This window comes from Vampirovibrio chlorellavorus, assembly GCF_003149375.1.
Lineage (GTDB): Bacteria > Cyanobacteriota > Vampirovibrionia > Vampirovibrionales > Vampirovibrionaceae > Vampirovibrio > Vampirovibrio chlorellavorus_B.
In genome coordinates this window covers 209,150-227,738 of record NZ_QFWH01000004.1, presented here as the reverse complement: position 1 = coordinate 227,738, position 18,589 = coordinate 209,150, and the positions used below count along the sequence as shown (strand labels likewise).

Below are 18,589 nucleotides of genomic sequence, written 5' to 3'. Positions count from 1 at the left end.
TCCTGAATACTGATACAACGATGGCCCTAGCGTGCGTGCAGGGCCTGCAATTCCTGATACAGGACAATCTCCCGCTCACTGGGATGCTCTGGGATGAGGGCCTTGATGCGTACCAGCAGATCTCCGCTGGATTTGCCGTCCTTGGCAGGAAAGCCCTGCCCCTTCAGGCGCATCATGCGGCCCGGCTGGCTGCCCGCCGGGATTTTCATGCTCAACTCGGAACCACTAAGGGTCGGGATTTTAATCTCGCCGCCCAACACCAAGTCCGGCACCGGAACGGGGGCCTCATACACCAGAACATCCTCTTCCAGCTGGAACCTGGGGTGCTTGCGGTACTTAACCACCAGCAGCAAATCGCCCCGGCCCCGCTGCCCCTGCTGGCCTTCCCCGGCTAACCGGATTTTCGCCCCGGCCCGAACCCCTTTGGGAATGTTCACGCTGAGACGCTTGCGGTTGGGGGTTAGCAGCTCTTTCGATACGCCCTTGGCCCCTTCTTCCAGATCCAGCAAAAGCTCCTGCTCGATGTTCAACTGCTCCGGCGGATGGGAATGAGCCCGGGTACCGGCCCGCTGACCACGGCCCGCGCCCATGCCGGAAAATAAATCCTCGTAGCCAGCAGCACCGCCGCCGGGAAAGCCCTGAGCCCCAAATCCACTAGCGCCCATGCCCCCCCCAAACAAGGCGTCAAAAAAGCTGGAGAATCCACCCATGCCCCCCATATCGCCCATATTCACCGTTTGCCAGCCATCAAAACCCGGCGGCGGTTTAAAATTTTGCCCTTGCCGCCAATTGGAGCCCAGACTATCGTACAAGCGCCGCTTTTCGGGATCTTTCAGCGCTTCATAAGCCTCATTCAATTCCTTGAACTTGTCCTCAGAGCCTTGATTGACATCGGGATGATACTCCCGGGCCAGTTTACGGTATGCGGACTTGATTTCCTTGTCCGAAGCGGTGCGGGGCACACCCAGTATCTTGTAATAATCTTTGTATTCAACACCCATAGCGACTGGCCGAACCTCTACAACACCGACATCATGGTAGTGACCATTATAGAACCGTCCGTCCAGCGTCCCCAAGTTTGTTAAGGAACTATTAATGTTCCCGGGCGTGAGCAAGATTGGGGCCATCCTGAAACAGAACAGAGAACAGAACAGATGAGCTGGCTTAACAGAATATTTGTCCAGAACCGACATTCCCGCTACAATCAGCATAACGTCGAGATCCGATCCGGCGTGGCACTTGGTTTTCAGTCAAAATCCTTTCAATCAGAATCAACGGTGATTCACTTAGTTGGAGAAAAGGCAATGAAACGAGTTTTCCAGAGTTCTTCTCGTACTGCGGCGCTCACCTTGGCCGTCTCGCTGGCCCTGGGTAGCACCAGCCTGGCGCATGCCGACTGGATGCAGAAAATGAATCCGATGAAGTGGATACCGGCAAAAGAGACTGACAGTCAGACCAATGAAGTTAACCAGTCAACCGCCAGCCAACAGCAAAGTCTGAAGCAAGAGGCGGATGCCGCCAGCGCCCAGGCAGATCAGGCGTTGCGAGCCGCCCAGGAAGCCCTGCAAAAAGCGCAGGAAGCCAAACGCAAAGCAGAGGCATTGAAGATTCAGGCCGAAGGCATTCAAAAGCCAGTGGTGCAAGATCCGGCAGAAACCAGTCAGCAGAGCGACAACCAGGCAACGGAAGAAAATACCGCCGATAGCCAGAGCAACAGCCCCAGCAAAGCCTGGTACAAACTGGGTCTTTCTTCTAATAAAAAGCAGACATCCGCCAGCCAGACCGAAGCGGGCCAGAGCCAAACAAGCCAGCCTGAGGAAAGCGCCACCAGCAGTACCCAGTCAAACAACACCGAGCAAGCCGCTACCACCACCGGCACTCCCTGGAACCCGCTGAGCTGGTTCTCCAAACCCACGGACAGTAGCGCCGCCACCAATACGGCCCCTCAGGCCCTGTCCGCCGTGGTGGAAACCGCTTCGGAGGTGCGGCAAATTCCCGATTTAAAAACCAAGGCGGCCATTCTGGAAACGGAAAAGGGCAACATTGTGTTTGAACTGTTCCCGGACGAAGCGCCTTTGACCGTGCAAAACTTTGCCAAGCTGGTTCAGGAAGGCTTTTATAATCGCTTCAACATGAAATTTCACCGGGTGGTGCCGGGTTTTGTCATTCAAACCGGCGATCCCACCGGCACCGGGGCGGGAGGCTCCAAGGAGCGGGTTCCGCTGGAAGCCAAAAACAAGCTATCGCATAACGCCAAAGGCATGGTGGCCATGGCCCGGGGCGCTGATCCCAACAGCGCTACCAGCCAGTTCTACATTACACTGGCTCCTCAAACCACGCTGGATGGCAAGTACGCCATTTTTGGCAAAGTCATTGCCGGGATGGACGTACTGGACAAGATTGAAAAAGACAACATGCTCTACGGCATTCGTCTGGTCGATCTGGACAAAGTGGTTCGGGATCCCTCCCCCGACAAGAAGAAGTTCTTCTCCAGCCTGTTTTAAGGCCGAGAAATTGACTGGAAAGCACCCAAACCGGCCAGCGCCCCAGCAGACTGTCGCTGGCCGAGTCCCACTGCCTTTTGGTGCGATAAAACCACTCTCACAGCGGCTCCGGCTTTTCTCGCTTTTCCTGAAAAAAAGCCTTGAGCAAGCCTGAGCATTCCTGCTCCAGAATGCCTCCCAGCACCGGCAACGGGCCTGTGGGGGGAAGAATATCGTAGCGGGAGCCACAAGCGCCCATGAGGGGATCGTAGGCCCCAAAAATGACCTGCTGCACCCGGGCCTGCTGAATGGCCGCCGCGCACATGGGGCAGGGCTCCAAGGTCACATACAGAATGGTTTCCGTCAGCCGCCAGCGTTCCAGCCTTTGAGCCGCCGCTCGCAAGGCCAGTATTTCGGCATGGCCCACCGGGTCACAATCTAATTCTCGGCGATTATAGGCCTGGGCCAACACTTGCCCCTGATGCAACAACACCGCCCCCACCGGCACATCCAGTGGCAAGGCCTGTTCAGCCACGGTCAAGGCTTGCCGCATCCAGGTCTGGTGATTTGCTCGGGTCTCGTTCATATAGATGATTTTACGCCGAATAACCCGGCTTGGCTTGCCAAAATGACCACAATCATTACCATTGGTATAGATGGGTTCCCCGTGAGTGAGTAACGGAATTAGTGAGGTAAGGCCAGGATGCAGACCAATAACTCGTTCAACAATCGGTTTCTGGGTGCTGGTGGTCAACTCCCCCCAAAGCGGAGCAGTCAGCAATCCAAAGCACCTGCGTCAGATCCGAATATGGCAGATCAACCGCAATCACAAGTGGCCCCTCCCCATGCGCCCGCAGGGCAGCCGATGTATTACACCCCGGTGCTGATGGCCCCTCCCCCTTTGGAGCCCTTGTCCGATTCGGATTTTCAGAAAAAGCCCGGCTTTTTCGGCCAACTGACCCAGAAGCTGTGGTTCCTGATCAGCGAGGAAGCCCCGCCCGATCGCCCCATCGGCATTCGCCAGATCACCAGGAACAGCACGGAGCAAGGCCATGCCCAACGCCCCAAAAACACCTACTTCCGCAACGGGCTGCCCACTCAGGATTATCGCCTGAACGCCCGGATTTAAAACCAGTCGGTAAAGCCATTGAACCGGGCGGCATTGACACTCGCCCGCAGCGCCTAATCGTATTCGTATAAATACTTGCGCCAACGCTCGTAATCCCGTCGGCTCACGTGGTTGTTCTGCTTGGACAGCTCAAAGTGGATGAAATTAAAGGGTCGACAGGGCTTGCTGGCCAACTCGTATCCGGCTTCTTTGGGGGTACGGCTGCCCTTGCTGACGTTACAGCGCAGGCAAGCTACGGTCACATTGTCCCAGGTGTCTTTCCCCCCTCGGGAACGGGGAATCACGTGATCAATGGTCAAATCGTTCTTTTTACCGCAGTACTGGCAGGTGTAATTGTCCCGGTGCATAATGTTGCGGCGGGTCAGGGGAATGTCCTTGTGCGGAATTTTAACGTAATACAGCAACCGAATCACCAGCGGCAAGGCCATACCGTTCCCCACGGTTTTGCCATTTCGTTCCACGGCTTCCGCTTTGCCTTTAATCAGGAGAATGATGGCTCGCTTCCAACTGCACACGTGCAGCGGCTCATAGGATGAGTTCAAAAGCAGCACCTTGCTCACTCAAGTAGACCCTCAGCTATCACCCTTATATAAACAATCTTATGCCTCATCTGCGGAAATGTCCAGATTTTTTCGCTTCAAAAAGTAAAGAATAGTTACATAGCTTTACTTTCTAACCCGATTTTTAGCGTTTCCTCACTCGAAAAAGTATATTTCCAAACACAATTAATACAGGCCAAGCCCGCAGTGTCAATCACCCATTTCAAAGCCCGATTGTCAAACGCTGATTCCCCTTCCCCGGATCGTTAACTTTTATCACGTTCTGCTACCGTCAGCCTTCAGGAATGCCCGGCTTTTCCGAAGACAAAAACCATATCCGCTGAACAATGACCCGTATAATAAAGTGAGTCCAAAAACGCATCAGCACTAACCCATATTCAGATGGCGAGCAGACCCATGGACAAAGTCGTTCAACATTTTGGCAGGGGGGAAGTCATTTTCCCCGAAGGCACCAAGGGCGATCGGATTTACCGAATCGTTTCCGGTGAAGTCCTGATTTGCAAACGAAGCGAGCAAGGCAAAACCATCCCCATTGCCAAGCTGGGCACAGGGGAAATTTTTGGGGAAATGTACCTGTTTGACGGCAAAGGCTCCCGCTCGGCCACCGTGGTGGCCGCCACCGACATACGGGTAGAAGTTTATTTTGAGGAAGAAATCCAGTCAGAACTACTGAGTACCCCTTCGGAAGTGCGGGAGATGCTAAGAGCCTTCAACAGCCGCCTGCGCAATACCACCAACAATTTTGCCAGCCTGTTCAAGGAAAAAATGATTGTGGAACTGCCCGATGGCACGTTAAAAATCGTGGACGGCCATTAAAAGCGGGGTCACCCAGCAGCGAGAACAACCAGCCTGCACTGCGGTTACCGAAGCCCTTCTGTCAATCCCTCCACGGAGGGGGACTGAAAATGAGTCCACAGTCTGATGCCTGACCCCAGCCGCCATTGGTAAGATGCTAGCTAATCAAACCGATGACTTGGAAAGGACGTTGAGCATGAAACGATATGGCGCCCTAAGCGTTTTTCTTGGTTGTGCCTTGCTGCTATCCGGTGTGGTAGCGCCTTTTTCCAGCGCTGAAGCCAAGCGTCATCACAATCATGGCCGGCACCACGGTTATTACGACGCCCGCCGGAATGGCTGGGTGGACTATCAAACCGGAAAAATTATCAAAGGGGGTGTCGTTGGCGCCGGAATCGGAGCGGGCGCAGGCCTGTTGATGGATCGTCCGGTGGGCAAAACGGCCCTGGTGGGTGCTGGGATTGGCGCAGGCACGCAAGCGGTTCGCTACAGCCGTACCATGCAGAGACACCCCATTGCTAAAACCGCGGCCTACGGGGCCTTGGCCGGAACCGGTGTTTCCGCGGCCACCGGCAAAAGACTGGGCCAGGGGGCTCTGGTCGGTGGCGCCATTGGCACCGGGTTGGGCGTCCTGAACCATTTTTAATTTAAATTTAACCTGATAATGCCTTCCTGAAGTACTAACTTTCGCAATACACAATAATCATCCCCGCAAGTCCTATCCTGCGGGGTTTCTTTTTGGTTTTACGAATTCAGGCGGAATTTGTTTAAAGTATTCCGCGCTTTGGCCGAAGATCCCGATTATACGCCGCCTATTAACTCGGGACTTTATTCAATGCAAAATCAACCCGACTTTCCCTTTCCCAACCGGGCACAACGGGTCGCCCCGCCCGCGGGCCTGCCACAAGCCAGTGGCCCGCCCAAACTGCTGGATGACTCTCAACTGGCCAGGCTGGTCAAACAGATGGAACACCTGCCCGAGTCGGCCTGCTACCCCATCCAGGCCAGCTTCTATGAAACCCTGCTGAATTGCGATCTCTTGCTGCCAGTCCCCAGCCACCTCAGCGCGAACCATCAACTCCCCCTGATGAGTCTGGAAAACCCATCGGGAGAGCGGTGTCTCCCCCTGTTTACCCATGAGGATCATATCAGCCTGTGGACGGATGAACCAATCAACTACCTGGTGCTGCCGTTTGAAACCCTATGCGGCTTTGCCCTGCAAGCCCAGCTGGATTATGTGGTCATCAATGTGGGTGGGCCCTATGGCTGCGAAATCCCCTTCCACACCTTCAGCTATCTGGCCGAAGGCCTGATTCCCCCACCCGGCCCCGGTCAGGGCGATCCCGTGGGCAACAAGAAACCCGGAGAAGTGGTCATTGCCCAGCAAACCCCCATGCGCCTGGGATTGTGCCCGGACTTTTCCGTACCCCTGCTAAGCCGCCTGCAAGAATTGTTCAAGCACCATGATAGCCTGATTGAACGGGTTTACCTGTTCAGCATCGCCTTTCATCAGGGCCCCCTGCAACCGGCGCTGGCCATTCAAATGCCACCGGAGCAGGCCCTTCTGTGGGAACAGGAACTGTGGCCCAACCTGCAGGCCGTTTTGTATGAAATGCTGGAAAAGCGGGACATCGTGAACGTCTTTCTGCTGAATGAGGCACCCAGTCTGGAAACACATTTAATGGAACTGGCGCCGCCGGTTTACCAGCAGCTTCCTTCCCAAGCCGGTTAAACCACCCGCATACCGAATGGCAGACAGCACCCCCAGTTTATGCCCTCCACGGGCTGTGCCGCTTTTTATTTCAACCAGTCCGTCTCAAACCGACTGGGGCATCAGGCTTTTGTACTCGGCCAGCAATTGTTCGATGCGGGCCATTTCCGCTTCATCCGGCAAAACCATGGGCGCCCGCAACACCGGCTCCAGCATTCCCAAGCGGGCCAGACAGGTTTTAATGACGGTGGGATTGGGCAAAAAGAAGATTTCCCGCCCCAGATTGAGCTGCTTCAAGTGCAATTTCAGGGCCCGGGACATCTCCTGAGCCTTCACCGCCTGAATCATCTCCCGCAGCAGGGGCCCGGTCAGGTGGGCCAGCACACTGAAGGTGCCATGGGCCCCGCAGGCCATCATGGGCAGGGTCAGGGTATCATCGCCACACCAGGTACGCCAGGTATCGGCAGGTAACTTGGCCGTAATCTCACTGACCTGATCCATGTCCGGGTGGCTTTGTTTGACCCCCATAATGTTGGGGCATTGCTGGTGCAAGGTGGCCATGGTATCCGGACTCATCAGCACCACGGAACGGCTGGGGATGTTGTAAACCACCACTTCGGTGTCCACGGCCTGGGCCACCCGGCGAAAATGCTCAATCATGCCCGCCTGAGAGGGCTTATTGTAGTACGGCACCACCACCAGCAGGGCATCGACGCCCAACGCGGCTACCTTACGAGCCTCTTCCACGCTTTTGGCCGTATCGTTGGAGCCCACCCCGGCCACAATTTGCACGTTGCGTCCCCGCACGGCGCTTTTTACCACCTTCAGCAGTTCCAGTTTCTCTTCAAAGCTGAGGGTGGGAGATTCCCCGGTGGTGCCGTTTACCAGAATGCCATCGCAGCCATTCTCGGCCAGATACACGGCCAATTGCTCGGCTTTTTCAAAGTCAATGGACTCATCCCGGTGGAAGGGAGTGACCATGGCGGGAATCAACTCGGCCTGTAAGTGGGGCATGGCAATGACCTTTCTATTAAACGCGACAGAAGAATCTCAACCAGAAACCGGGATAGATTACACCCCGGCAGGCTGCCTGGGCTTCAACCAGTTATGTTTCACCAATACTTCCGCCAGACGCACGGCGTTCAGGGCCGCCCCAATGCGCAGGTTATCAGCCACAATCCACAGGTTCAGTCCGTTTTCCGGATTGGAAGTGTCCCGACGGATGCGACCCACATAGACGGGATCTTGACCCGTGGCCTCCACCGGGGTGGGAAACGCCTTGGGATCGCGGGCCACCACCACATCGGGAGTCCCCTCCAGAATAGCCATGGCCGCATCGGGAGACACCGGCTTCTTGAACTCCAGCGTCACGGACTCGCTGTGACCGACCATAACCGGCACCCGCACCGCCGTGCAAGTCACCTTGAGATCGGGTTTGTGTAAAATCTTGCGGCTCTCATGAATGACCTTGGTCTCTTCCTTGGTGTAGCCGTCTTCCACGCCGCCTTCCACGAACTGATCAATCTGGGCCACCAGATTAAAGGCAATGGGCCGGGCGAACACCTTAAACTCAGTCTCCGTGGGAGCCGGAATCTCAGACTCTCCCATCATTTTGAACACGCTGCGGGTGGTGTTAAGCAGCTCGTCCATACCCTCTTTGCCAGCGCCACTGACGGATTGATAGGTACTGACAATGACCCGCTCCAGTCCAAAGGCGTCATCCAGCGCTTTAAATACGGGCATTAACTGGGCCGTGGAGCAATTGGGATTGGCTATAATGCCTTGGTGATGCTCAATATCGGCATCGTTCACCCCTGCCACCACCAAGGGCACCCCCTCGGTCAACCGGAAGCAACTGGTGTTATCAATCACCACACAGCCCCGCTTCACCGCTTCCGGCACCAGCGCCTGGCTGACCGAACCGCCGGCGGAGGCCAGTACGATATCCACCCCTTCAAAGGCTTCCGGGGTGGCTTCTTCCACCAGCCAGTCCTGCCCCTGAAAAGTCACTGTGGTGCCTGCGGTACGCTGACTGGCCAAAGGCTTCAGGGTCTTTACCGGGAACTGCCGCTCCTCCAGAATTTGCATCAGTTGTGTTCCCACCAGGCCGGTGGCTCCCAAAATGGCAACAGTGTAACCGGTGGATTGCGCGGGGGCAGTCATGGGGTAATCTCCTGTGGGCAGCACACGCGCTGCGTGAGTTAAGACGGTCTCATTATAAACGAAAGAGCGCCGCCGAGTCAGCAGGACTCGCCCAGCCGCCTTACAGCCCCTTCCAAAAACGCCCGCTTCCCGATGCCCTTGTAAAAGAGGCTTTCCCTAAAAAAAAGCCCCTTTTGATTGAAAAGGGGAATTTTTGCTAGAAAGTCGTTATTGTTAGAGAAATTTTTTGAAACCTTAACCAGCCGCTTTGGCGAACTGAAGCACTTTACGACCCATATCCTGGCGATTGGCTTCCAGTTCCCGGGCATCCACCGGGGGAATCTGTCTGCCCAGCTCACTCAGAATGAATTCGGCAATCCAGCGCAACTTGGGACGGGACGCGTTGCGCACATAGAAATCCTGAACACTGGCCACGGCAGGCTGACCAATGCGCACCAGCACCATGGCGCAAGTGGAGCGCACCCGGTTGTGCCCGGAGCGGAGCCCGCGAACCAGAAAAGGAATGGCAGGCTTGCCAATGCGGGTCAGTAAATTTTCGGCCTTGTTGGCGGTTTGCTTGTCAGCGTCCTCTAGGGACTCAATCAAAAACTCAACCAGCTCTTCCAGAGAGACGGTCTGGTTTTCACGGTTAAAACTGAAATCCTTATTCCAGATCAGGTGGAATTTGATGGTTTCAAGGCTGATTGGTGACGTTGTCATTGGCTGGCTACTCTCCACGTCCATCGCGTTTCGGATTAACAGATTTATAACCGATTTTCCAAGGGGGGGCAATTTCACCCAGAGTCGATCCACACCCTATTTAGAGGCAAAAAAAATATTTTCTTTACCTGAGGTTAAACCCAAATAAAGAACGGGGTACGCCCCTATTCTGAAAAACCCTGAAACCAAAGGCTTTTAAGTCGCCACCCGTCCTTTACAAACCTTCAGACTGAATGAAATCTTTACGTCCAGGGCCATAAAAGCCTGACATATCCTTAACGGTTTTTTTAGAGATTCTTTACATGTTCTTTATCTGTACAGGGGCCTCGTTTACCCCAAATCACCGAACCGCTCGATGACTCCGCCAACAACCGCAAAATTCCATTTGAAAGCGGACAGCAACAAGACTAAGATGGACAGGTAACAGGCCATCTTTAGCCTGTGGTTCCCCCGGTGCCGTATTGGACACCCTGACCCAGAGTCGTCATTCTTCTCTTATGAGCATTTCCCTGTATTACGGTGATGAGGAATATTTAATGGCCCAGGCGGTCAAGGCCTTGCGTGCCCGGGTCATTAATCCGCAAATGGGAAGTCTCGGACACAAGCTGCTGGAGAACCCCTCCATTGGAGCGGTTCTGGAGGCCGTGGGGGCGGTCTGCTTTAATCTGGGCGGGCAAACCCTCATCGAAATCCGGGATTTCGCCTTTCTGAGCAAGGCCGCCAGTGGCCCCGATGAAAAGCAACTGGCCGAACTGATGGCCCTGCTGGAGAATCACGATGAAAGCAAGCACATCCTGTTTGTTAGCGGCAAAATCAACCGCAGCATTAAATTTCCCAAGTGGCTGACGGGTCACAAGACCCTCAAGGTGGATTGGAAAGAATACAAAATCCTGGCCTTTTACCAAACGGACGAAGCCATCCAGCGGGTGGTGCAAGAGGCCAAGCGGCAGGGCATAATAATTGAACCCAAAGCGGCGGCCCTGCTGGTGGAACACATGGGGGTGAGTATGCAGCCCTTGATGACCGAGGTGCAAAAGCTGTCCGTCTACGCGGCCAACCGGGCCATTACCACGCAGGACGTGGCCTTGCTGTCCAGCCACAACGAAAACACGTTCCGCATGCTGGCCGATTGGCTCAAAGGGCGCAACCGGGCCGAGGTTTTTCACACCCTGGATGAACTGTTGCTGAGACAGCATCCGGTACAGTTGTTCGGGCACATTCACACCTGGCTGGGGAACCTCTTTCAGTTGCGATACTGGCAGCAAAAAGGCCTGAGTGAGAACCAGATTGCCGAAATCACCAAGAAGCACCCCTACAAAATCCAGAAGGATTTGCAGGAGTACCGGCAAGTGCCCTTCAGCCGAATGGAAACTCTGCGCGGCAAGCTGCTGGAACTAGAAGCTCAGGCCAAGACCGGGGGGCTCAATCCAAAGCTGGCCCTTGAACTGTTAATGGGATGCTGACCGCCATGCACGCCACCGCACCAGTCTCTAATATCGCCGAGCAATTTTTTACGGCGGCCATTACCGGCGGAACGCTGGCCCACGGCTACGTCCTCAAAGGAAAAAACACCAGCACCCTGTACCAGCTGGCCCTCAGCATCGCGCAGGCCCTCAACTGCAGCAATCCGCCTCAGCAGCCGGTCGGCACTGAAGCCCCGTCAACCCTGCCATCGCTTTCCTGCGGACAGTGCAAGGATTGCCGCTGGATCAGCCAAAACGCTCATCCAACAGTCGTGACGGTGTCCCGGTTGACCTATCAGGTCAATGAAAAAGGGGAGTTAATGCCCCCTGAGGAGCTGGAAAAACAAGCCAAAAAAGCCAGTGCCCCCACCCAGATCAAGACCGCTCAAATCGGGCAGCTGATTCATCACTTGGGGGTGTCATCGGAAGCCTGTCGGGTGGTTATTTTTACCGATGTGGAAGAACGCCCGGCCAGCCAGCCCAGCCCGGTGCCGCCGCCCTATGAATGGCAGTGTATCGAGGCCAACGCCGAAAAAAGCTTCCACGTGCGCCCGCTGGACCACTCAGCTTTCCATCCCTATGCCATCAACAAGTTCCTGAAAACGCTGGAAGAACCGCCGCCCAAGACCCTGTTTCTGTTTTTGACGGAAACCGAGGAACAACTATTGGACACCATTGTGTCCCGTTGCCAAGTGGTACCCTGCCAAGCCCCGCAAGACCCCGTTCAGGAAGACATCAGCCTTGCGGCCTTTGCGGATTTTTATGAGAAACTGGGCAAGCATCTGCAACGCAAAGGCGACATTTATCAGCTGATGGCCGAATTTCAGGCTGTTTTTATAGAAGAGCAAGGCCTTAGCACCTCTCAAGCCCTCAGCGGATTTCAGCAGTTTTTACGACAAAGGTTTGTCACCGCTCCGGTGGATACGGCCCGTTTTGCCAGCTACCGCATCCTGCAGCAAACGCTGGAAAAGACCATTGGCCTTGTGGAAGCCAAAGCCAATGAAAACGCCAGCCTGTTAAACCTGTTTATTGAACTGAGCAAGCAGCTGAAATCAGCCCCCCTCCCCTGACAAGCAGGTTAATTTTAAAAATCGTTTACACTTCTGACACAAAAAAACAATCAAATTCGTTTATGCAAGTGGAAGGCATCGGTTGGGTGAACAAACAATCGTCTTATATGGGATAGGGACACAAACATCGTTTGGCATAGGGATCGACAATAGGAGTGTTTAGGGATGGAACAACGTCAGCAAAAATCCGCTTTGGTTTTAAAGTACGCAAAACGCCGTTTTGATGGTGGCAACGAAGCCGAACTGATTCGGGCCATTGAAACCGCCAACATGAACAAACTATATAACCCTCAGGGAAACGTGATGAGCCCCGTCAGCCATGGCTTTACGGCGCCTTTAAACCTGACCCCGCACCCGGCGGCTGGCGTCCAACCGGCTGCCAAACCGGCCCAGGCCACCCGGCAATCCCGGATGCTGGAAGCCCTCATTCGTGGCCCGCTGCAAATTTGCATCGGCGTGGTGGGAATGCTGACCGCCAGTCTGGCTATTGTGACCTTTAAGCGGGCTCGTAACCAGCAACTCGTGCAACAAAGCTGGGTGGTCTTTCACGATTGCCGCAAGACCCTGGTCAAAGGATTTACGGACTGCCTGACCACGCCAGCACGGGTACTGCAGGCCGGATTGAAAAAAATTCAATAAGATTCCACCACACACACTCCACAGCCACATTCGCCCATTTTCGTTAAGAAAGTGGGCGAATTTCTTCAAAAACATTAAAGTTTTCCCCAGTGATGCCGTTACCAAGCATGTGGGCAGGTCGGCAAACACCCTGACTGCCTGCGCAGGGGTATTCTCCGTAGTGTCAGGAAGGACGACTGAAGGCATTTCAAAATATCACCCCGCAGAGTGATAAAAACAAAATAAATAAAATATACTATGAATATACAAGCACTGAAATCGGTAATCGGTACCACGCACTAGAAAAGGATGATGGCCTATGTTGAAGCATTACATTTCTTTCCAAGTTTGGCTGGCAACCCACAAAAATGGCAAAAGCAAAGGCCAGTCCCTGGCGGAATATGGTCTGATTCTGGCCCTGATTGCAGTATTTTGTATCATGGCCCTGACCACCCTGGGCGGCAGTATTTCCAAAATGCTCACAGAATTGGGCGCTACAATCGGTAACGTAAACACAGGCGGGTAAAAAATAGCGCGCTTCCGGGTCTCAGAAATCAGGCTGGTCAATCTGGCCTGATTTTTACCCGATTGAGCCCAACCGGTTGAATCCAGACTGTGGAACCAGAAATATAAAGTTGATGAAACTATGAATAGCTTGAATCTTAAACGCCGACATAGCGCGAAAATGGGGCAAGCGTTGCCAGAGTATGCCCTGATACTGGCGTTAGTTACCCTGTTCTGCATTGCCGCCATTACCGGCCTGGGTGAAAGCATTCGGGACCGGCTGATCTCCTTTGCCCAAACCATTGCCGATACCAAAACCACACCTTAAAGCACAAAGCGTACAAATTTCATTTTTCAGGGGCCCGTTTGTAGTATTCATTTGACAATGCCATTGCCTTGTCACTATGATGTTTATCTACCCGGTGTGTCGGGGTGGCGGAATGGTAGACGCGCACGTTTGAGGGGCGTGTGGAGCAATCCGTGAGGGTTCAAGTCCCTCTCTCGACACCATTTAATTCACAGATCCTATCCCAGTTAAAAGACAAACCTATAATCGACCCGTATACGAATTGATTTTAGGTTTGTCTTTTATGTTATGGTCACTCCAGTGAATGAGCATAAACAATTCTTCAAACCACAAAGAACAAATTTTGCTTGTTAAAGCGATCGATACTGCCTTTTTCTGGAATATGATCGGTAATTACCTAGGCTGGGGAAGCCTCTTATCACTCATTACATCGCTCATCATCATCTCGTTAATTCAGCAGATGCAAATAGGCATCTTATCAACTCTATTTCCATTAATTCCCCCAATATGCATTCTGCTGTTCCTCACGCTCTTACCTATTGCAGTTCCAGTGATTCTAATCCTAAACTTGGTTGTCATCCTGATAATGCTTAGAGTCAAATTAAAGCATGGGATTTTACCCCGGTTCAACAAGCCAAAAACGTATTTTATAAAAGGTATAATGAGCTCCATTTTATTTTTCATAGGAAGTGCTTTGTTTATCTACACCTATTGCAACTTCATCCTGTTTTCCTCTGGATTAGGTAGTATTGACTGAAAAACAGAGGCCTCTTCAATCAAGACGGACTCTTGAAATGAAATAAAAGCCCTCTTCTTTAATGAGAAAAGGGCTTTTAGAACAGGAAAAAAGCAAACCCTAACTTTTCAGCCAGCAAACTGCTTCGTTGTAGATGGCTTCCCAATCGATGCCGTACTCTTTAAACAGGGCATCGCCAGTGCCACTTTGGCCAAAGCGATCCTGCGTGCCCAAGCGACGCACCGGGGTGGGCTGATGCGTACTTAACTCTTCGCAGACCACACCGGCCAAACCACCCATCACCTGATGGCTTTCCACGGTAATGACCTTGCCGGTCTTGCGGGCGCTCTTGGCCAGGGTTTCCGAATCAAACGGCTTGATAAACAGGCAGTTCAGCACTTCAACCTGAATGCCATGATCCTTGTGCAGGCGCTCGGCAGCCAGCAGGGCGTGATACACGGTTTCCCCGGTGGCTACCAGAGTAATGTCATCGCCTCCCCGCTCAATGCGAATGCGATGGGGCATAGCCGCATCCAGCTGGTACGAAGCGTCATCATGAATCACCGGGCAGTTGGGACGCACCAGACGCACGTACACCGGCCCATAATACTCAGCCGCCCAGCGAATGACCCGATCCGTTTCTACCGCGTCGGATGGCACAATGACGGTCATCCCGGGAATGACCCGCATCAGGGCAATATCCTCAATGGACTGGTGGCTGGCCCCGTCTTCGCCCAGACTTAACCCGCTATGGGTGGGACAAATTTTCACGTTCAAGCCCGAATAACAAACCGTATTGCGAATTTGATCCCAGCCCTTGCCAGCGGCAAACAGGGCAAAGGTGCTGCAAAACGGAATTTTGCCAGCGGTGGACAGCCCCGCTGCCGTGTTGATCAGATCCTGCTCGGAAATCCCCTGATTAAAAAAGCGTTCCGGGAATTTGTCGGCAAACTTCTGGGTTTGGGTGGAGCAGGCCAAATCAGCGTCCAGCACCACGATGTTGGGGTTTTCAGCGCCCAAAGCGGCCAACGTTTCGCCGTATTGGTTTCTGAGGGCCTTGAGTTCCGGCTTTTCAAGATTAATGGCAGTCATGGAAAATGGTTCCTTTAAAATCACAGCGCCCGTTAAGACAGGGCATCGTAAGCGGCGGTCAATTCAGCACGAGCGACCTCGTACTGCTCTTTGTTGGGGGCTTTTCCGTGCCAGCCCGCCTGATTTTCCATAAAGCTGACCCCTTTGCCCTTCACGGTGTTGGCAATAATGGCCGTGGGCCGATCCGTCTCCTCGGCAAAGCGATCCGCTTGCGCCAGAGCGTCCTGAATCTGCGCGAAATCGTGACCGTCAATCTCAATAACATTCCAGTCAAAGGCGGCAAACTTGGGGGCCATCTGACCCAGCGCCTTTACCTTCTCGGTGTCGCCATCAATTTGCAGATGATTGCGATCCACAATGGCCGTGACACGGCTGACTTTGTGATGTGCGGCACTCAGGACCGCCTCCCACACGTTGCCTTCCTGACACTCGCCATCACCCATCAGCACAATGACCCGGCTGTCGATGTGATCCAGCCGCAGACCCAGGGCCATGCCCACCCCGCAGGACAAGCCCTGTCCCAAGGACCCGGTGGAGATATCGCAGCCCTGAATGTACCTGGAAGCCGGGTGGCCCTGCAGATTGGAGTGAATCTTGCGCAGAGTGTTTTTCTCCGACCAGGGAATGTAGCCTGCCTCCATCAACGTGGCATAGTAAGCAGGGGCTCCGTGCCCTTTGGACATGATGAAACGATCCCGCTCTTTCCAGTCGGCATTGGCCGGATCCCAAACCATGTAGTGAAACCAGATGTTGACCAGTAAATCGATGCAAGACAGGGAGCTGCCCGGATGCCCGGACTGCGGCTCGTAAATCATATCCAGAATGTCAATTCGCAGCTTGGCGGCCAGCTTTTGCAGCTGGGGAATGGTTAAGCGGGGTAGGCCAGCCGGTAAAACACGGGCTTGGTTGGTCGATACAGTCATGGAATCCGTTCTTTCATTGGGGGGTGTTGGGTTTAGCGTAGCGCTCATCGTGTAGCCCCTTCATCGTCTAAAACCGGGACGTCAGGCCTTGGGCCCAGCTAAACATACTTTTACTACAAACATTGGCAAAGTTTTATAAATTCGCTGAATTCGCCACGGTTCGCTGGTAATCCGGTACAGCCACTCCAGATTCACACGCCGCATCCAGGCGGGGGCCCGCAGGGTTTTACCACTCCACACATCCAGACTGCCGCCCACGCCCACCAGTATAGCCCCTGAAAACAGGGACTTGTAGCGTTCAATCCACAACTCCTGCCGAGGGACTCCCAAAGCCACCAGCACCACTTTGGGCTGGGCCTGAGCGCAGAGCTCGGCGATTTGCGCCTCTTCCTCACCCGCTTTAAAAAACCCATGGTGCTGATACACAATGCGCAAACCGGGAAAGCGCCCAGTGAGCTTCTCAACCGCCAGCGTCAAAACGCCCTCGGCAGCCCCCACCAGGGCTACCGGTTGATCCGTCTCCGCCGCCCAGGCCAGCAATGCCTCGGAGAACTCAATCCCCGGCAAACGTTTGACCTGACAGCCCTTCTTGCGCAGGGCCCACACCAAACCAGCCCCATCTGGCAAGACCAAATCGGCCTTTTTCAGAACGCGACCGAGATCAGGGTTTTGCTCCCCCTGCATGATCATCTCCGGGTTCAGGGTGACCACCTGCACCGTCTGCCCATGGGCTACCCGGGATGAGGCAAAGGCCAACGCCTCCGCCGTTTCCGTCAAATGCACCGGGTAATCAAACAACCGGGCTTCCTTGAGATGAGTATCCACTCCAAAATGACCTTTTAAACCCTGATATCTCCCATTGTAGGGGGTTTCCCCCCGCCTGAAAAGAGCCGCACACAAAAAGCGCCTGGCTTGACAGGGGCCAGACGCTTTTCGATTGGGTTTACCTGAACGAATCAGGCAATCTCCGTTTTAGGCTTTTTATCAGGAAGCATCAGCACTTCGGCGCTGTTCTTTTTCTCGACCATTTCAGTGGTCAATTCAAAGACCTTCAGATCCTCACGGGAAGGCGCTTCAAACATGATGGGCAGCATCAACTCTTCCACAATGCTCCGCAGAGCCCGGGCGCCGGTTTTGCGCTTGATGGCCTCTTTGGCGATAGCCTCGGCCACCCCTTCAGCGAACACCAGTTCCACGTCGTCCATGGCCATCAGCTCTCTGTACTGCTTGAACACGGCGTTCTTGGGCTCGGTGAGGATGCGAACCAAAGCGGCTTCATCCAGCGGATCCAGGACGGCAGTGACCGGTACCCGACCGATAAACTCGGGAATCATCCCGAATTTGATCAGGTCATCCGGCTGAAGCTGCTTCATCATGCGGGCCGCTTCCAAATCACGCTCGTACTGGGACTTGGGAGAGCTCGCCCCGAAACCGACGGACTTGCCAGAGTTAATCCGGCCTTCCACGATTTTTTCAAGCCCGATAAACGCACCACCGCAAATAAACAGGATATTGGAGGTGTCGATCTGGATAAACTCCTGGTGCGGATGCTTCCGTCCACCCTGCGGGGGAACATTGGCCACCGTGCCTTCGATCATCTTCAACAACGCCTGTTGCACGCCTTCTCCGGAAACATCACGGGTGATGCTGGGATTTTCGGACTTGCGGGCAATTTTATCGATTTCGTCAATGTACACAATGCCACGCTCTGCCTTGGCCGCGTCATAATCGGCGGCCTGGTACAAGCGCAACAGAATGTTCTCAACGTCATCGCCCACGTAACCGGCCTCGGTCAGGGTGGTAGCGTCGGCCACGGCGAAAGGCACTTCCAGGAACTTGGCCAAAGTCTGGGCCAGCAGGGTTTTCCCGGAACCGGTGGGGCCAATCAGCAAGATATTGCTCTTCTGAATCTCCACCAGATCCTTCTTGTCCTCTTTCTCTTTGTTGGACAAGTTGTGGTTGACCCGCTTGTAGTGGTTGTACACCGCTACGGACAAAACCCGTTTGGCGTCTTCCTGACCCACGATGTGGTCATCCAGGAAGCCCTTGATTTCCTGCGGCTTGGGCACCTTCGAAATCTCCGGCAAAGTGGTGCTTTTTTCACCCTCTTCGGCCTCAAAGAATTCCTCGTCGAGAATCTCGTTGCAGAGATCCACGCACTCATCACAAATGTAGACTTCAGGCCCTGCAATGAGTTTTTTAACCTGATCCTGACTTTTACCGCAAAAAGAACATTTTAAGCGGCTATCTTCATGCTTGGCCATGTCTAGCCCTCCAGATTGAGTCTGCATGAACCCCTTCCTGTGGGTAGCAGGAAGCGAAAGTCCACCATTCCA

At 54.0% G+C, this 18,589-nt stretch carries 20 protein-coding genes and 1 tRNA gene; 11 read left to right on the top strand and 10 right to left on the bottom strand.

The genetic code is table 11. The annotated features are described in order from the left end of the window. Positions 1–26 precede the first annotated feature (26 nt). The gene (locus DF283_RS07230) at positions 27–1,001 is read right to left on the bottom strand and encodes a DnaJ C-terminal domain-containing protein (RefSeq protein ID WP_303674065.1); all 975 of its coding nucleotides are present in this window, start codon (positions 999–1,001) and stop codon (positions 27–29) included. A gap of 303 nt (positions 1,002–1,304) precedes the next feature. On the opposite strand from DF283_RS07230, the gene DF283_RS07225 reads away from it, so the two are divergent. Beyond that, positions 1,305–2,504: a peptidylprolyl isomerase gene (locus tag DF283_RS07225; RefSeq protein WP_303674064.1), complete on the top strand. Its 1,200-nt coding sequence runs from the start codon at positions 1,305–1,307 to the stop codon at positions 2,502–2,504. A 97-nt stretch (positions 2,505–2,601) separates the two neighbouring features. Here the strand turns inward: DF283_RS07225 and DF283_RS07220 are convergent, their stop codons facing one another. Continuing rightward, on the bottom strand, positions 2,602–3,069 hold the full coding sequence (locus DF283_RS07220; protein WP_303674063.1) for a nucleoside deaminase: 468 nt from the start codon (positions 3,067–3,069) through the stop codon (positions 2,602–2,604). 117 nt (positions 3,070–3,186) lie between these two features. On the opposite strand from DF283_RS07220, the gene DF283_RS07215 reads away from it, so the two are divergent. Further along, positions 3,187–3,612: a hypothetical protein gene (locus DF283_RS07215; protein ID WP_303674062.1), complete on the top strand. Its 426-nt coding sequence runs from the start codon at positions 3,187–3,189 to the stop codon at positions 3,610–3,612. Between the two features lie 53 nt (positions 3,613–3,665). On the opposite strand, the gene DF283_RS07210 is transcribed toward DF283_RS07215, so the two are convergent. After that, the gene (locus tag DF283_RS07210) at positions 3,666–4,163 is read right to left on the bottom strand and encodes an HNH endonuclease (RefSeq protein ID WP_443083002.1); all 498 of its coding nucleotides are present in this window, start codon (positions 4,161–4,163) and stop codon (positions 3,666–3,668) included. Positions 4,164–4,568: 405 nt separating this feature from the next. On the opposite strand from DF283_RS07210, the gene DF283_RS07205 reads away from it, so the two are divergent. The 3 genes from DF283_RS07205 to DF283_RS07195 all read left to right on the top strand — a co-directional run bounded on the left by DF283_RS07205 (position 4,569) and on the right by DF283_RS07195 (position 6,699). Beyond that, positions 4,569–4,988: a Crp/Fnr family transcriptional regulator gene (locus tag DF283_RS07205; RefSeq protein ID WP_303674060.1), complete on the top strand. Its 420-nt coding sequence runs from the start codon at positions 4,569–4,571 to the stop codon at positions 4,986–4,988. A 175-nt stretch (positions 4,989–5,163) separates the two neighbouring features. Next, the gene (locus DF283_RS07200; RefSeq protein ID WP_303674059.1) at positions 5,164–5,613 is read left to right on the top strand and encodes a hypothetical protein; all 450 of its coding nucleotides are present in this window, start codon (positions 5,164–5,166) and stop codon (positions 5,611–5,613) included. 189 nt (positions 5,614–5,802) lie between these two features. Beyond that, entirely contained in the window at positions 5,803–6,699 is an 897-nt protein-coding gene (locus DF283_RS07195; RefSeq protein ID WP_303674058.1) for an SseB family protein, read from the top strand. A gap of 84 nt (positions 6,700–6,783) precedes the next feature. Here DF283_RS07195 and dapA read toward each other — a convergent pair whose 3' ends face one another. The 3 genes from dapA to DF283_RS07180 form a co-directional block, all read right to left on the bottom strand. Continuing rightward, a complete protein-coding gene (gene dapA, locus DF283_RS07190) occupies positions 6,784–7,692 on the bottom strand; it encodes a 4-hydroxy-tetrahydrodipicolinate synthase (protein WP_303674057.1) in 909 nt (302 codons plus the stop codon). 57 nt (positions 7,693–7,749) lie between these two features. Continuing rightward, positions 7,750–8,841 carry an aspartate-semialdehyde dehydrogenase gene (locus DF283_RS07185; RefSeq protein WP_303674056.1) on the bottom strand — a complete coding sequence of 364 codons (1,092 nt, stop codon included), beginning with the start codon at positions 8,839–8,841 and terminating at the stop codon, positions 7,750–7,752. A 234-nt stretch (positions 8,842–9,075) separates the two neighbouring features. Beyond that, entirely contained in the window at positions 9,076–9,540 is a 465-nt protein-coding gene (locus DF283_RS07180) for a HEAT repeat domain-containing protein (protein ID WP_303674055.1), read from the bottom strand. Between the two features lie 497 nt (positions 9,541–10,037). Between DF283_RS07180 and holA the strand changes: the two genes are divergently transcribed. The 6 genes from holA to DF283_RS07150 all read left to right on the top strand — a co-directional run bounded on the left by holA (position 10,038) and on the right by DF283_RS07150 (position 13,705). Continuing rightward, on the top strand, positions 10,038–11,003 hold the full coding sequence (holA, locus tag DF283_RS07175) for a DNA polymerase III subunit delta (protein WP_303674054.1): 966 nt from the start codon (positions 10,038–10,040) through the stop codon (positions 11,001–11,003). A gap of 5 nt (positions 11,004–11,008) precedes the next feature. Continuing rightward, positions 11,009–12,073 (top strand): hypothetical protein, encoded by a 1,065-nt coding sequence (locus DF283_RS07170; RefSeq protein ID WP_303674053.1) that lies wholly within the window; start codon positions 11,009–11,011, stop codon positions 12,071–12,073. A 165-nt stretch (positions 12,074–12,238) separates the two neighbouring features. After that, a complete protein-coding gene (locus DF283_RS07165) occupies positions 12,239–12,712 on the top strand; it encodes a hypothetical protein (RefSeq protein ID WP_303674052.1) in 474 nt (157 codons plus the stop codon). A 298-nt stretch (positions 12,713–13,010) separates the two neighbouring features. Then, positions 13,011–13,217, top strand: coding sequence for a Flp family type IVb pilin (locus DF283_RS07160; RefSeq protein ID WP_303674051.1), 207 nt, complete (start codon positions 13,011–13,013; stop codon positions 13,215–13,217). A gap of 120 nt (positions 13,218–13,337) precedes the next feature. Then, entirely contained in the window at positions 13,338–13,523 is a 186-nt protein-coding gene (locus DF283_RS07155) for a Flp family type IVb pilin (protein WP_303674050.1), read from the top strand. Positions 13,524–13,621: 98 nt separating this feature from the next. Beyond that, positions 13,622–13,705: transfer RNA gene (locus DF283_RS07150), tRNA-Leu, on the top strand. A gap of 653 nt (positions 13,706–14,358) precedes the next feature. Here the strand turns inward: DF283_RS07150 and DF283_RS07145 are convergent. From DF283_RS07145 to clpX, 4 genes are all read right to left on the bottom strand, one after another. Continuing rightward, the gene (locus DF283_RS07145; RefSeq protein WP_303674049.1) at positions 14,359–15,330 is read right to left on the bottom strand and encodes a transketolase family protein; all 972 of its coding nucleotides are present in this window, start codon (positions 15,328–15,330) and stop codon (positions 14,359–14,361) included. A gap of 32 nt (positions 15,331–15,362) precedes the next feature. After that, entirely contained in the window at positions 15,363–16,253 is an 891-nt protein-coding gene (locus DF283_RS07140) for a transketolase (protein WP_303674048.1), read from the bottom strand. A gap of 81 nt (positions 16,254–16,334) precedes the next feature. After that, positions 16,335–17,078, bottom strand: a complete 744-nt coding sequence (locus DF283_RS07135) for a WecB/TagA/CpsF family glycosyltransferase (RefSeq protein ID WP_303674047.1) — start codon at positions 17,076–17,078, stop codon at positions 16,335–16,337. Between the two features lie 131 nt (positions 17,079–17,209). Beyond that, complete coding sequence (clpX, locus tag DF283_RS07130; RefSeq protein WP_443083001.1) at positions 17,210–18,517, bottom strand: ATP-dependent protease ATP-binding subunit ClpX; 1,308 nt, start codon at positions 18,515–18,517, stop codon at positions 17,210–17,212. Between the last annotated feature and the right edge of the window lie 72 nt (positions 18,518–18,589).

Excerpts from the sequence above, each read along its gene's own strand:
- DF283_RS07230 (WP_303674065.1), bottom strand. The coding sequence starts at position 1,001 with ATGGGTGTTGAATACAAAGATTATTACAAGATACTGGGTGTGCCCCGC.
- DF283_RS07225 (WP_303674064.1), top strand. The coding sequence starts at position 1,305 with ATGAAACGAGTTTTCCAGAGTTCTTCTCGTACTGCGGCGCTCACCTTG.
- DF283_RS07220 (WP_303674063.1), bottom strand. The coding sequence starts at position 3,069 with ATGAACGAGACCCGAGCAAATCACCAGACCTGGATGCGGCAAGCCTTG.
- DF283_RS07215 (WP_303674062.1), top strand. The coding sequence starts at position 3,187 with ATGCAGACCAATAACTCGTTCAACAATCGGTTTCTGGGTGCTGGTGGT.
- DF283_RS07205 (WP_303674060.1), top strand. The coding sequence starts at position 4,569 with ATGGACAAAGTCGTTCAACATTTTGGCAGGGGGGAAGTCATTTTCCCC.
- DF283_RS07200 (WP_303674059.1), top strand. The coding sequence starts at position 5,164 with ATGAAACGATATGGCGCCCTAAGCGTTTTTCTTGGTTGTGCCTTGCTG.
- DF283_RS07195 (WP_303674058.1), top strand. The coding sequence starts at position 5,803 with ATGCAAAATCAACCCGACTTTCCCTTTCCCAACCGGGCACAACGGGTC.
- dapA (WP_303674057.1), bottom strand. The coding sequence starts at position 7,692 with ATGCCCCACTTACAGGCCGAGTTGATTCCCGCCATGGTCACTCCCTTC.
- DF283_RS07185 (WP_303674056.1), bottom strand. The coding sequence starts at position 8,841 with ATGACTGCCCCCGCGCAATCCACCGGTTACACTGTTGCCATTTTGGGA.
- DF283_RS07180 (WP_303674055.1), bottom strand. The coding sequence starts at position 9,540 with ATGACAACGTCACCAATCAGCCTTGAAACCATCAAATTCCACCTGATC.
- holA (WP_303674054.1), top strand. The coding sequence starts at position 10,038 with ATGAGCATTTCCCTGTATTACGGTGATGAGGAATATTTAATGGCCCAG.
- DF283_RS07170 (WP_303674053.1), top strand. The coding sequence starts at position 11,009 with ATGCACGCCACCGCACCAGTCTCTAATATCGCCGAGCAATTTTTTACG.
- DF283_RS07165 (WP_303674052.1), top strand. The coding sequence starts at position 12,239 with ATGGAACAACGTCAGCAAAAATCCGCTTTGGTTTTAAAGTACGCAAAA.
- DF283_RS07160 (WP_303674051.1), top strand. The coding sequence starts at position 13,011 with ATGTTGAAGCATTACATTTCTTTCCAAGTTTGGCTGGCAACCCACAAA.
- DF283_RS07155 (WP_303674050.1), top strand. The coding sequence starts at position 13,338 with ATGAATAGCTTGAATCTTAAACGCCGACATAGCGCGAAAATGGGGCAA.
- DF283_RS07145 (WP_303674049.1), bottom strand. The coding sequence starts at position 15,330 with ATGACTGCCATTAATCTTGAAAAGCCGGAACTCAAGGCCCTCAGAAAC.
- DF283_RS07140 (WP_303674048.1), bottom strand. The coding sequence starts at position 16,253 with ATGACTGTATCGACCAACCAAGCCCGTGTTTTACCGGCTGGCCTACCC.
- clpX (WP_443083001.1), bottom strand. The coding sequence starts at position 18,517 with ATGGCCAAGCATGAAGATAGCCGCTTAAAATGTTCTTTTTGCGGTAAA.